The 12,031-nt window shown below is 64.7% G+C and carries 12 protein-coding genes; 1 reads left to right on the top strand and 11 read right to left on the bottom strand.

What is annotated here, in order from left to right:
• Together AX724_RS02765 and AX724_RS02770 are read right to left on the bottom strand one after the other, a co-directional pair.
• Positions 1–593, bottom strand: a 593-nt coding sequence (locus tag AX724_RS02765) for an RBBP9/YdeN family alpha/beta hydrolase (RefSeq protein ID WP_066763510.1), incomplete at its 3' end; no start/stop codon positions are given.
• Positions 594–745: 152 nt separating this feature from the next.
• Positions 746–1,108: a PRC-barrel domain-containing protein gene (locus AX724_RS02770; RefSeq protein WP_066763320.1), complete on the bottom strand. Its 363-nt coding sequence runs from the start codon at positions 1,106–1,108 to the stop codon at positions 746–748.
• Positions 1,109–1,198: 90 nt separating this feature from the next.
• Between AX724_RS02770 and AX724_RS02775 the strand changes: the two genes are divergently transcribed.
• Complete coding sequence (locus AX724_RS02775) at positions 1,199–1,630, top strand: OsmC family protein (protein WP_066763324.1); 432 nt, start codon at positions 1,199–1,201, stop codon at positions 1,628–1,630.
• Here AX724_RS02775 and AX724_RS02780 read toward each other — a convergent pair.
• The 9 genes from AX724_RS02780 to AX724_RS02820 form a co-directional block, all read right to left on the bottom strand.
• On the bottom strand, positions 1,602–2,480 hold the full coding sequence (locus tag AX724_RS02780) for a DMT family transporter (RefSeq protein WP_066763511.1): 879 nt from the start codon (positions 2,478–2,480) through the stop codon (positions 1,602–1,604). The genes AX724_RS02775 and AX724_RS02780 overlap by 29 nt on opposite strands.
• A gap of 91 nt (positions 2,481–2,571) precedes the next feature.
• Positions 2,572–3,381, bottom strand: a complete 810-nt coding sequence (locus tag AX724_RS02785; protein WP_066763326.1) for a class I SAM-dependent methyltransferase — start codon at positions 3,379–3,381, stop codon at positions 2,572–2,574.
• A 130-nt stretch (positions 3,382–3,511) separates the two neighbouring features.
• Positions 3,512–5,044, bottom strand: coding sequence for a CpaF family protein (locus AX724_RS02790; RefSeq protein ID WP_066763328.1), 1,533 nt, complete (start codon positions 5,042–5,044; stop codon positions 3,512–3,514).
• Positions 5,045–5,288: 244 nt separating this feature from the next.
• Positions 5,289–5,543, bottom strand: a complete 255-nt coding sequence (locus AX724_RS02795; RefSeq protein ID WP_066763330.1) for an ATP synthase F1 subunit epsilon — start codon at positions 5,541–5,543, stop codon at positions 5,289–5,291.
• Between the two features lie 55 nt (positions 5,544–5,598).
• A complete protein-coding gene (gene atpD, locus AX724_RS02800; protein ID WP_066763332.1) occupies positions 5,599–7,044 on the bottom strand; it encodes a F0F1 ATP synthase subunit beta in 1,446 nt (481 codons plus the stop codon).
• A 21-nt stretch (positions 7,045–7,065) separates the two neighbouring features.
• Positions 7,066–7,950: a F0F1 ATP synthase subunit gamma gene (locus AX724_RS02805; RefSeq protein WP_066763333.1), complete on the bottom strand. Its 885-nt coding sequence runs from the start codon at positions 7,948–7,950 to the stop codon at positions 7,066–7,068.
• Positions 7,951–8,058: 108 nt separating this feature from the next.
• Entirely contained in the window at positions 8,059–9,588 is a 1,530-nt protein-coding gene (gene atpA, locus AX724_RS02810; RefSeq protein ID WP_066763334.1) for a F0F1 ATP synthase subunit alpha, read from the bottom strand.
• Between the two features lie 11 nt (positions 9,589–9,599).
• Entirely contained in the window at positions 9,600–10,154 is a 555-nt protein-coding gene (locus tag AX724_RS02815; RefSeq protein WP_066763335.1) for a F0F1 ATP synthase subunit delta, read from the bottom strand.
• 202 nt (positions 10,155–10,356) lie between these two features.
• On the bottom strand, positions 10,357–11,916 hold the full coding sequence (locus AX724_RS02820; RefSeq protein WP_066763336.1) for a S1C family serine protease: 1,560 nt from the start codon (positions 11,914–11,916) through the stop codon (positions 10,357–10,359).
• Positions 11,917–12,031 lie beyond the last annotated feature (115 nt).

The following is a 12,031-nucleotide window of genomic DNA, read 5'->3' on the forward strand; positions in this document are numbered from 1 at the left end:
GCGGATGCCTGTTCGCACGCATTGTCTATCAACTGTTCCAGCAGGGATTGGCCGAACTGCCAGTCACCCAGGCCTGAGTCCGCGTTGATATGGCCTGCATAGCCCGCATCGACGAACTGGCTGCCCCAATTCTTGCCGATGCTGTGTGCCCGTTCGAAGAAGATATAGGGGTCGTCACGGCTGGCCACCATGATCGAGGGGAAGGGAAGCTGGGCGCGCGGCGTGGGGCCGAAGCCGCCGATCGTCTCGGGCGTTTCCATCCGGTCGCAATCGGGCGGCGCGACCAGCAGCGCGCCTGTGACGGGCCAGCCATAGGCCTGACTTTGCAGCGCGCCCCACCAGGCGACGGCCATGCAGCCCAGGCTGTGCGCGGCCAGGATGACGGGCGCATTGGCTTCGCGAATCGCCGTGTCGAGCCGCGTCACCCACGCGTTGCGGTTCGGGCTGGCCCAGCTGCCAAGGTCAACCCGCTGGCAATCGCCCCGCCGTTCGTCCCACAAAGTCTGCCAATGGCCCGGTCCGCTATTGTTAAGGCCCGGGATCGTCAGCACCACCGGCTGGCGCGCATCGCCCGAGAAACCGAATCGCTCCATCGTCTGATCCTCATCCTTGTCGGAGCCTTTCAAAATAATTCTATTGTTTTGATAGACAATGGTTCAGCGGCGAATTGTGGTGAAATTTGGGCGGTCGGAAAAGCGGCTGCATGGGTGCGTCGGCAAGCGCCGATTTTCGTGCTCAGCCGCCCTCACCAGGGATAGATCAACCCATAATATTGATAGACGTTGCGGCCATAATCCTCGTCATAGCCCGGCTCGTCGCCAGCCCCGTAGCGCGGCGCATTTTCCAGCAGCCGCTTGTCCAGGTCGACCACATATCCGCCCTGCTGCATGTCATAGCGCAGCATCGACCAGGGCAGGGGATAATGATCCTGCCCTATCCCCAGGAAGCCGCCGAAGGACAGGACGGCATAGCGGACCTGGCCGCTTACCTTGTCCACCATGAAGCGGGCGATCCGGCCGAGATGGTCGCCCTGCCGGTTGAAGACCGCGGTTCCTTCCACCCGGTCGGATGCGATCAATTCGCCCTGATGGGCCGGAATGTCGATCATCGTCACTCTCCTGCATCAATTGCTCTATTCTATGGCAACCATAGGGAGCCGAGCGGGTTCCTTCGGTTCATCATCAAGGGAGCAGAGGCAATGAAGATCAATCGCAGCGGATCGGCGGTCTGGACGGGCGGCCTCAAGGACGGGAAGGGCGCGATTTCCACCCAGAGCGGGGCCTTGAGCGCCTATCCCTACGGCTTTGCCGCCCGGTTCGAAGGACAGCCGGGCAGCAATCCGGAGGAACTGATCGCGGCGGCGCATGCGTCCTGCTTCACCATGGCGCTGTCGCTCATTCTGGGCGAAGCGGGGCTCACGGCGGAGAAAATGGAAACGAACGCCGTCGTGACGCTGGAACAACAGGATGGCGGCTATGCCGTCACCGCCAGCCACCTGACGCTGAAGGCCACCATCCCCGGCACGGACGACGCCACCTTTCAGGAACTGGCCGGCAAGGCGAAGGCCAACTGCCCGATCTCGAAGTTGCTGAAGGCCGAGATCAGCCTTGAGGCGGAACTGCTGAACTGACGACCGGCAGCCTGGCGCGCACATGCTCGCGCCAGGCGATATAGAGGCCGCTGGCGATGATGAGGACCGCCCCGATCCACGTCGTCGCCATCGGCCAGCCTTCGCCGATGAACGCGCCGAGCAACGTCGTCCAGATGATCGCGCTGTAATCCATCGGCAGCACGACCGCGACGGGCCCAAAGCGCAGCGCTGCCGTCATCAACATCTGCGCCGCCCCACCGACCACGCCGATGATGAGGAGCAGGCCCCAGGTCGCCGCGTCATGCTGCTGCGCGAAGAAGGGTATGGCAAGGCCGAGCGGCGCCATCGACAGCAAGGTGAACCAGAACACCACCGTGCCCGCTTGTTCGGTGCGGCCCAGTTCGCGCAACACCAGGCTCACCACGGCGGTCAACATGGCTGCGGCGAGCGCCACCGCGACGCCTTCCGCCGGGAAATGACCCGCGTCCGGGCGGACCATCACCAGCACCCCGGCAAAGCCCAGCAGCACCGCGCTCCAGCGGTGCATGCCGGTCGCCTCGCGCAGGATCACTGCGGACAGGATCGTGCCGAAAATCGGCATGGTGAAGCCGATCGTCGCCGCCTCGGCCGGGGGCAGCAGAATATAGGACAGGAAATTCAGTATCATGCCGACCAGCCCGATCGTCATCCGCGCCGCGTGGACGCCGATGCGGCGGGTGCGGATCGTGCCGATGCCGCTCGTCATCGCGACCGTCGCGAACACGACCGGCAGCGCGATCAACTGGCGGTAGAAGGCCGTTTCGATGAGGTTCACGCCATGATCGGCGGCGATCCGGCCGGTGACGAACATGATCGAAAGACACAGGACAGCGACCAGGCGCAACGCCATCGCCAGCAGCGGGCGATGGGGACGGGGGGCGGGGGCGGCGGTCACGCCACCCCCTTAGCCCGGTAGCGCCGCAGCGCAACCGGGCCACTTGTCATTTGGTGGGCTTGAGCGGCTTGCGGAATTTGAGGGTCATGCGGTCGCTTTCGCCGATGGCGAGATATTTGGCCTTGTCCACTTCCCCATTTTGCAGAACGGGGGGCAGGGTCCACACGCCCTCTTTCCAGTCGGCCGTATCCTTGGGGTTGGCGTTGATCTCCGACGCGCCGACAAATTCGAAGCCGGCCTGCTGCGCGATGCGGCGGATGGTGGAGACCTTGAGATAGCCGCTGGTCTTTTCCAGGGCGGCGTCGCGGCTTTCGGGCAGGCGGTGGTCGACCACGCCCAGCGTGCCGCCGGGCTTCAGCATCGTATAGAAGGCCTTGAACGTCGCCGCCTCCGTTCCGCCCATCACCATGTTATGAACGTTGCGGAAAGTCAGCACGGTGTCGACGGTGCCGGCGGGAATCGTCGCCACTTCGTCGGGATAGGCCACCACCTTCACCTTGCCGTAAACGTCCGGCTTGGCGGCAAGGAAGCTCTTATAGCCGTCCAGCCCCCGGCCGGCGGGCTGTAGCGCATAGAAAGTGCCCGATTGCGCCAGGAGCGGCGCCAGGATTTCGGAGTACCAGCCCCCGCCGGGCGCGTATTCGACCACCGTCTGGTCGGGCTTCACACCGAAAAAGGCCAGCGTTTGCGCCGGATGCCGATATTTGTCGCGTGCGACGTTGGCGGGCGTGCGACCGGGGGCGGCGATCGCCGCGGCGATCGGGTCGGCGGCCTTGCCATGGCCGGCATGTTGGGCAACGGCGCCGCCCAGCGGCAGCAGCATGGCGGCGAGGGCGATCGGGACGAGACGGTTCATGCGGGGAATCCTCTCTCTTTGGGGGAGAGGAGGATGTGCCGGTCAGGATGCCGCCTTGCAAGGGAAGAATATCGTCATCCCCGCTTTGACCGTCGGTCGCCCTTCGGGTCGCGGGAACGACGATGGGTTCCTACAGGCAGGCTTCGAGGAACGGCTGGTCGAAGCCGAACATGCGCGCCTTGTCGAGCGTGTAGGGACGCAGGCCCATGGAGCGATATTCGCCAACGATCTTCCCGCTGTCATCCTCGTCATGATATTCGAACTTGAACAGTTCCTGGGTGACGATAACGTCGCCTTCCATGCCGATGACTTCGGTGATGTTGGTGACACGGCGTGAACCGTCGCGCAGGCGCTTGACCTGAACGATCAGATCGACCGAGTCGGCGATCTGCTTGGAAATGGCTTCCTTCGGGATCTTGATGTCGCCCATCAGGATCATATTCTCCATACGGCCCAGGCACTCGCGCGGGCTGTTGGAGTGGAGCGTACACATCGAGCCATCATGGCCGGTGTTCATCGCGGCGAGCAGGTCGAAACATTCCGCGCCACGAATTTCGCCCAGGATGATACGGTCAGGACGCATACGCAGGGCGTTCTTGACGAGATCGCCGATGGTGATCGCGCCTTGTCCTTCCAGGTTCGGCGGCCGGGTTTCCAGCGGCAGCCAGTGTGGCTGCTGCAACCGCAGTTCCGCCGCGTCCTCTATCGTCAGCACGCGCTCGCCCGGATCGATCATCTTGGACAGGGCATTGAGCATCGTGGTCTTGCCCGAACCGGTGCCGCCCGAAATGACGATGTTGAAGCGGCAGGCTCCGGCGATCTTCAGCGCGGTCGCCATCTTGGGACTCATCGCGCCCCACTGGGCCAGCATGTCGATGGTGATCGGCTTGGCGGAAAATTTACGGATCGAGATGGCGGTGCCGCGCAGCGAGAGCGGCGGCACGATCACGTTGACGCGGCTGCCGTCGGGCAGGCGGGCGTCGGCCAAGGGCGTCGTCTGGTCGACGCGGCGGCCGACCTTGTTCACGATGCGCTGCGCGATCTGGAACAGATGCTCCTCGTCGCGGAACTTGATCGGCGCGATCTGGAGCTTGCCCTTCTTTTCGATGTAGGTCTGTTCCGGCCCGTTGACCATGATGTCGCTGACGTCCGGGTCGGCCAGCAATTCTTCGAGCGGACCCAGGCCCAGCAGCTCGTCGACCAGCACCTTCTCCAGCGCGAACTGCTCGCGCCGGTTGAGCGTCAGCTTCAGTTCCGCCAGCACTTCCATGATGATCGGGCGGAATTCCTCCGCCAACTCATCCTTGGTGAGCGTCGCCGCTGCCTCGGGATCGACACGTTCCAGCAGGCGAGGGAGCACCTGTTCCTTGATCTTGTGGACGCTTGCCTCGAACCCGGTGGGGCCGGCATCCTGCACATGTTCGGCGTTGGCGCGTTCGGACAGGCGCGACATGGCGTCGGCGTTGCGCTGCATCTGGCTGGTCGGCACGGACAGCGGATCGAACGGCGCTTCTCCCGGCAAGGACGCGATGTCGAGGGGCGGGAACTGGTCCCCGCCGCGCGGCAATTCCTCACGCTGGGGGGAGCCGCCCTGCATTGGCCGGGCTACGCCGAAGCCGGGCTTGATCCCGGCAGGTCCATTCTTCCGTCCAAAGGCGCTCATGATTCTCCGCCGCTTTGCCGGATCGAGCCACGCCGATGGCCACCGATCCGATAGGGTTCGGAAAGGTGAATAAGACGGAAACTTTGATAAAAGGCTAATGTCGGCGCGCTGGGCGGCAGGCCGCATCGGTTGGCAATCCGGCTGGCATGATGCTCGGCCATGGCCCCGGCGGCGAGGGAGCGCCTAAGCAGAAGCCGCGCTCCTTGCGGAACGCGGCTTCTGCTTCGATCATCGATGGGTCAGATCAGCCCGCCTTTTCGGCGAGCACCGTCAGGCCCTTTTCGTTGACCTCGGCAAAGCCGCCTTCGACCGGGATGATCTCCGGCGCGGCGCCCGCGCTGGCATAGATCTGGATCGCGCCGTCGCGGACCGTGGACATGAAGGGCGCATGACCTTCCAGCACGCCGAAGTCGCCCTCGGTGCCGGGGACGACCACCTGATAGACCTCCTGCGAGCGGATGAGCTTTTCAGGGGTCACGAGTTCGAAATGCAGTGCCATCAACTAAACTCCCCCCTCCCGCGTCGAGCAGGAGGGGTTATCCTTGAGGTCGCGATCAGGCGGCTTCCGCAGCCAGCTTCTTGGCCTTCTCGACCGCCTCGTCGATGCCGCCGACCATGTAGAAGGCGTTTTCGGGCAGATGGTCATATTCGCCTTCGACCACCGCCTTGAACGAGCGGACCGTGTCCTCGATCTGGACAAACTTGCCGCTGATGCCGGTGAAGACTTCGGCAACGTGGAAGGGCTGCGACAGGAACTTCTGGATCTTGCGCGCGCGGGCGACGGTCAGCTTGTCCTCTTCGGACAGCTCGTCCATGCCCAGAATGGCGATGATGTCCTGAAGCGACTTGTACTTCTGCAGGATCGCCTGGACCGCGCGGGCGGTTTCATAATGTTCCTGGCCGACGACGCGCGGTTCCAGAACGCGGCTGGTCGAATCGAGCGGATCGACCGCCGGATAGATGCCCAGTTCCGAAATGGCGCGGTTGAGAACGGTGGTGGCGTCAAGGTGCGCGAAGCTGGTGGCCGGCGCCGGGTCGGTCAAGTCGTCCGCGGGGACGTACACGGCCTGCACCGAGGTGATCGAGCCCTTGTTGGTCGAGGTGATGCGCTCCTGCAGCGCGCCCATGTCGGTCGACAGGGTCGGCTGATAGCCCACCGCCGAAGGAATACGGCCAAGCAGCGCCGACACTTCCGCGCCCGCCTGCGTGAAACGGAAGATGTTGTCGACGAAGAAGAGCACGTCCTGATTCTCGACGTCGCGGAAATATTCGGCGATCGTCAGGCCCGACAGCGCGACGCGGGCACGCGCGCCCGGCGGTTCGTTCATCTGGCCGTAAACGAGGGCGACCTTCGAGCCTTCGCTGATCGCGTTGCCCTCGGCGTCCTTGGCGATGACGCCGGCGTCGAGGAATTCGTGATAGAGGTCGTTGCCCTCGCGGGTCCGCTCACCCACGCCCGCGAAGACCGAGGTGCCGCCATGGCCCTTCGCGATGTTGTTGATGAGTTCCTGGATGAGCACGGTCTTGCCCACGCCCGCGCCGCCGAACAGGCCGATCTTGCCGCCCTTGGCATAAGGGGCGAGCAGGTCGATGACCTTGATGCCGGTGACGAGGATCGATGCGTCGGTCGACTGGTCGATGAACTCGGGGGCCTTGGCGTGGATCGGCGACTTGAGCTCCGTCGCGACCGGGCCGCGCTCGTCGATCGGTTCGCCCACGACGTTCAGGATGCGGCCGAGCGTGGCGGGGCCGACGGGCACGCTGATCTGCGCGCCGGTGTCGGTCACTTCCTGACCGCGGGTCAGGCCATCGGTCGAATCCATCGCGATGGTGCGGACGGTGTTTTCACCCAGATGCTGGGCGACTTCCAGCACCAGCCGCTGGCCGTTGTTGCTGGTTTCCAGCGCCGAAAGGATCGCCGGGAGCGCATCGGGGAAGGTCACGTCGACGACGGCGCCGATGACCTGCGAAATGCGGCCTACATTGTTGGTGGTTGCCATGACTGCTGTCCTTGCCTGCACTTAAAGGGCTTCGGCGCCCGAGATGATTTCGACGAGTTCGGTGGTGATCGCGGCCTGGCGGCTGCGGTTATACTGGATCGTCAGCTTGTTGATGAGGTCGCCGGCGTTGCGGGTCGCATTGTCCATGGCGGTCATCGACGCGCCCTGTTCCGATGCATTGTTTTCCAGCAGCGCCTTGAAGATCTGCACCGTCACATTGCGCGGCAGCAGGTCATCGAGGATCGCTTCCTCGCTCGGTTCATATTCCACCGTCGCGCCGATGGCGTTGCGGTCGGCATCGGCGGGAATCTTGACCGGGATGATCTGCTGCTCGGTCGGGATCTGGGCGAGGGCCGACTTGAAACGCGAATAGAAGAGGTGGGCGACGTCGAACTTGCCGTCGAGGAACATCTTGCTGAGTTCCTGCGCCACCGCCTGCGCCTGCGCGAAGCCCGGTTCCTTGGCCCCGGTCGTGTCGTAATTGGCGACGATCTTGCCCGGATAGGCGCGGTTGATGACCGGGCGGCCCTTGCGTCCGATCAGGTAGAACAGCACCTTCTTGCCGTCCAGCTCCAGCGCGCGCGCCTTGGCGAGCGCGGCCTTGACGATGTTGGCATTGAACGCGCCGGCAAGGCCGCGGTCGGAGTTGGCGACGACCAGCAGGTGGACCTCATCCTTGCCGGTACCCGCGAGCAGCGGCGAGGCGCCTTCGCCCGAGCCGCCGGCGATCTTGCTGGCAAGGCTCGCCACCACCGCTTCCAATCGCTGGCTGTACGGGCGCGCGGCCTCGGCGGCGGCCTGCGCCTTGCGCAGCTTCGCGGCGGCGACCATCTGCTTCGCCTTGGTGATCTTCTGGGTCGATTTGACCGACCCGATCCGAATTTTCAGTTCCTTGAGGCTGGGCATGACGAACCTTCTGGTTCGTCATCCCGACGAAGGTCAGGATCTCGTGCCTCCAGGTTGGACCTGTGCGGCCTGAGATCCCGGCCTTCGCCGGGATGACGGATTTAACTGTTACGCAAACGTCTTCCCGAACGCGTCGAGGGCCGCCTTGAGCTTCGCCTTCGCGTCGTCGCCCAGATCCTTGCTGTCGCGGATGGCGGCCAGCACTTCGGGATGATCGTGGCGGAGGTAAGCCAGCATCAGTTCCTCGTAACGGGTCACGTCCTTGACCGGGATGGCGTCAAGATAGCCGTTGGTGCCCGCGAAGATCGACGCGGTCTGCTCCTCGAAGGGGAGGGGCGAGAACTGCGCCTGCTTCAGCAGTTCGGTCAGGCGCGCGCCGCGATTGAGCAGCTTCTGCGTCGATGCGTCCAGGTCCGAACCGAACTGGGCGAAGGCCGCCATTTCGCGATACTGGGCCAGCTCCAGCTTGATCGAGCCCGACACCTTCTTCATCGCCTTGGTCTGCGCGGCGGAGCCGACGCGCGACACCGAAAGGCCCACGTTGATCGCCGGGCGGACGCCCTGGTAGAAGAGGTTGGTTTCAAGGAAGATCTGGCCGTCGGTGATCGAAATCACGTTGGTCGGAATATAGGCCGACACGTCGCCAGCCTGCGTTTCGATGATCGGCAGGGCGGTCAGCGAACCCGCGCCATTGGCGTCGTTCATCTTCGCCGCGCGCTCCAGCAGGCGGCTGTGCAGGTAGAAAACGTCGCCGGGATAGGCTTCGCGGCCCGGAGGGCGACGCAGCAGCAGCGACATCTGACGGTAGGCGACGGCCTGCTTGGAAAGGTCGTCATAGACGATCACGGCGTGCATGCCGTTGTCGCGGAAATATTCGCCCATGGTGACGCCGGTATAGGGCGCCAGATACTGGAGCGGAGCGGGTTCCGAAGCGGTCGCGGCGACGACGATGGAATATTCCATCGCGCCATTTTCTTCGAGCTGCTTGACGATCTGGGCGACGGTCGAGCGCTTCTGGCCGATGGCGACGTAGATGCAGTAGAGCTTCTTGCTCTCGTCATCGCCCGCGTTGATGCCCTTCTGGTTGATGAAGGTGTCGATCGCGACGGCGGTCTTGCCGGTCTGGCGGTCGCCGATGATCAGCTCGCGCTGGCCACGGCCGACGGGGACGAGGGCGTCGATGGCCTTGAGGCCGGTCTGCACGGGCTCGTGCACCGACTTGCGGGGAATGATGCCCGGGGCCTTCACTTCCACGCGCTTGCGCTCGGTGTACTGGATCGGGCCCTTGCCGTCGATCGGGTTGCCAAGGCCGTCCACGACGCGACCCAGCAGGCCCTTGCCCACGGGAACGTCGACGATGGTGCCGGTGCGCTTGACGGTGTCGCCTTCCTTGATCTCGGCGTCCGAACCGAAGATCACGACGCCGACATTGTCGGCTTCCAGGTTCAGCGCCATGCCCTGCACGCCGTTGGCGAACTCGACCATTTCGCCCGCCTGGACATTGTCGAGGCCATGGACGCGGGCGATGCCGTCACCCACGGTCAGCACGGAACCGACTTCGCTCACCTGCGCTTCGGTGCCGAAATTGGCGATCTGGTCCTTGATGACCTTCGAAATTTCTGCGGCGTTGATGTCCATGATTTGAGCCTTCAGCCTTTCATCGCCATGGCGAGGGTGTTCAGTCGGGTACGGATGGAGCTGTCGATCATCTGGCTGCCGATCTTGACGACCAGCCCGCCCAGGATCGCGGGATCGACCTTTGCGTCGATGGCGACCTCGCGGCCAACGCGGGCGCGCAGGCTGCGCTGGAGCGCGACGACCTGATCGTTGTCGAGCGGGTGGGCGCTCGTCACTTCGGCCCGGGCCTCGCCCTTGTGATTCGACAGCAGCGTTTCATAGGCGCGGATCACGGCCGGCAACTGGGCAAGGCGGCGGTTCTGCGCCAGCACGCCCAGGAATTTTGTCGTCAGCGCGTCGATTCCCATGGCGGATGCGACCGCCGCGATCGTCTTGCCTGCTGCATCCCGGCTCAGCACCGGGCTGTTGATCAGGCCCTTGAAGTCGGGCGATTCGGCCAGTGCGGCCTTGAGCCCGCGCAGGCTGTCCGCCACGGTGTCGAGCGATTGCGCGTCGCGGGCCAGATCGAACAGCGCCACCGCATAGCGGCCACTGAGGCTGGCCTGAATACCGCCGCTAGTCTCCACGCGCTTATCGTCCTCCGTTGACTATACGGCGCTTGATACGCCGGTCATGCAAAAAGAGGGCGCGGTCTGATCCCGTCCCGAGCCCCTGTCGACGGGCCGGTTAGCAGTGCCATTATGACTATGCAAGTCATGTGACGCGATTCGCGTGAAAGCCCGAAATGCGTGCCAAAATCGCCCGGCCATCGCTGCCGGCCCGAATCGCTCAGGGCGTCGGATCGGGCGGGGCGAGGCTTCCCTTCTGGCAATGATAGACGATGCGCTCGTTCGGCTGCTCCGGCAGCAGGGCCGCGACATCGTTCCGCAACGTCGCGATACGCGCGAGCAGGCCGGCGTCCGCGCTGCAACCCTTCACCGGCTTGTCCTTGGTAAGCGCGCGGACCTTGTCCATCGTGTCGAGGTCGGGCAGCCAGCGCCGCACGCGCAGCGTCCCGGTGGCGGGATCGAACTGGCTGTCGGTCACATAATTGCCTTCGTCCGGAACGCCGGTCCGCTGCCACAGCGATCCGGTGGACACATATTGGGTGCCGCCGTCCACGCATCCGCCTTCGGCCCAGTTGAAGCCGATGTCGCTGGGCTGCGACACCGTCAGGCGGCTGCGGGTGAGGTCGACCTTGCACACATTGTCGCCTGCCCAGGCGAAGGCTCCATTGCTGGTCACGCTTCCATCCTGGGGCAGCTTCACCCGATCGTCGATGCTGGAAAAGCTGGGCTTGAGGAAAAACAGGCCAAGCGCCGCGAGCAGCATCACGCCACCGCCCGCCAGGAACCAGGTCGACTGCTTCTCCTTGCCCTGGGAGTAGAACAGCCCGCCCGCGCCTAGGCCCAGCACCGCGAGAGCCAGCAGCACGGCCGCGCCCGCCATCGCGTTCTCGCGCGCGGTGATGACGTCGCGCTCGGCATCGTCGCGGGCCTTCGCCAAGGCTTGGTCGCGCGCTTGACTGGCGGCCCGGTCCTTCTGTTCGCTCGCCTGCGCCTCCCGCTGGGTCAGCGAGGCTTCGGCGGCGTCGGCTTCCGCCATGGAGCGGCAGGGCACGACGGTGTGGAGCGACGATACGCCCGCCTGCCGCAGGAAGGACGCGACTTCCCGCCATGACACAGCGAAGCCGAATTCGGCGTCATTGCCGTCCGACACCGATCCGAAGCTGTTGACGCCCAGCACCCGGCCGCAATCATCCACCAGCGGACCGCCGCTATTGCCCGCCGCCAGCGGGGCGGTGTGCAGGATCGTGTCGAAGCTCTGGCTGGCGCGGCCCGACGAGATGTTGCCGCTGGTCTTCACGGTCGCAAGCGGCTCGACCAACTGTTTGAGGCCAAGGCCCTGCGCGCGGTCGACCGTGCCGGGATAGCCGATCGCGGTCACATGGCTCCCGTCGGCCACCGCCCCGGCGTAGAAGGTGCTGACCGGAAGCCGCCCTTCCTCCAGTTGGATGAGGGCAAGGTCGTTGCCCGGCGAATAGGCGATGATGCGCCCGCCATAGGTCTTCGTGCCCTCGGATGGGATCACGCCGATGACGAGGTTTTTCTCCTCGCGCGCCAGTTCGACGACATGGGCGTTGGTCAGCACCTTGTCCGGCGCGACCGCGAAGCCGCTGCCATGGCCCACGAAATAGGCGTCCGATCCGTCCGTCGCGACCAGCGCGACCCGCACCACGCCGCGCGCGGCGGCGGCGATGTCCTGCTGTTCCGCACGCGAAACGGACGGCGCGGCCAGGGCGATGGCGAAGCCCATAAGGATGGCGAAGCGGCGGCGAAGGGCGTGCATAGGTTTGCGCATCCATATTCAAACCCGTCCGCCGTGCAATCGGGAAATGGCGGGACGCCCCACAAGGCAGGCGGGCTTTTGACCGCAATCGGCGGGAAGCGTGGCGGCCGGGCAA

Origin of the sequence: Sphingobium sp. CCH11-B1, from assembly GCF_001556865.1 — a bacterium.
Lineage (GTDB): Bacteria > Pseudomonadota > Alphaproteobacteria > Sphingomonadales > Sphingomonadaceae > Sphingobium.

Coding starts and splice junctions, on each gene's coding strand:
- AX724_RS02770 (WP_066763320.1), bottom strand. CDS start 1,108: ATGATCGACATTCCGGCCCATCAGGGCGAATTGATCGCATCCGACCGG.
- AX724_RS02775 (WP_066763324.1), top strand. CDS start 1,199: ATGAAGATCAATCGCAGCGGATCGGCGGTCTGGACGGGCGGCCTCAAG.
- AX724_RS02780 (WP_066763511.1), bottom strand. CDS start 2,480: ATGGCGTTGCGCCTGGTCGCTGTCCTGTGTCTTTCGATCATGTTCGTC.
- AX724_RS02785 (WP_066763326.1), bottom strand. CDS start 3,381: ATGAACCGTCTCGTCCCGATCGCCCTCGCCGCCATGCTGCTGCCGCTG.
- AX724_RS02790 (WP_066763328.1), bottom strand. CDS start 5,044: ATGAGCGCCTTTGGACGGAAGAATGGACCTGCCGGGATCAAGCCCGGC.
- AX724_RS02795 (WP_066763330.1), bottom strand. CDS start 5,543: ATGGCACTGCATTTCGAACTCGTGACCCCTGAAAAGCTCATCCGCTCG.
- atpD (WP_066763332.1), bottom strand. CDS start 7,044: ATGGCAACCACCAACAATGTAGGCCGCATTTCGCAGGTCATCGGCGCC.
- AX724_RS02805 (WP_066763333.1), bottom strand. CDS start 7,950: ATGCCCAGCCTCAAGGAACTGAAAATTCGGATCGGGTCGGTCAAATCG.
- atpA (WP_066763334.1), bottom strand. CDS start 9,588: ATGGACATCAACGCCGCAGAAATTTCGAAGGTCATCAAGGACCAGATC.
- AX724_RS02820 (WP_066763336.1), bottom strand. CDS start 11,916: ATGCACGCCCTTCGCCGCCGCTTCGCCATCCTTATGGGCTTCGCCATC.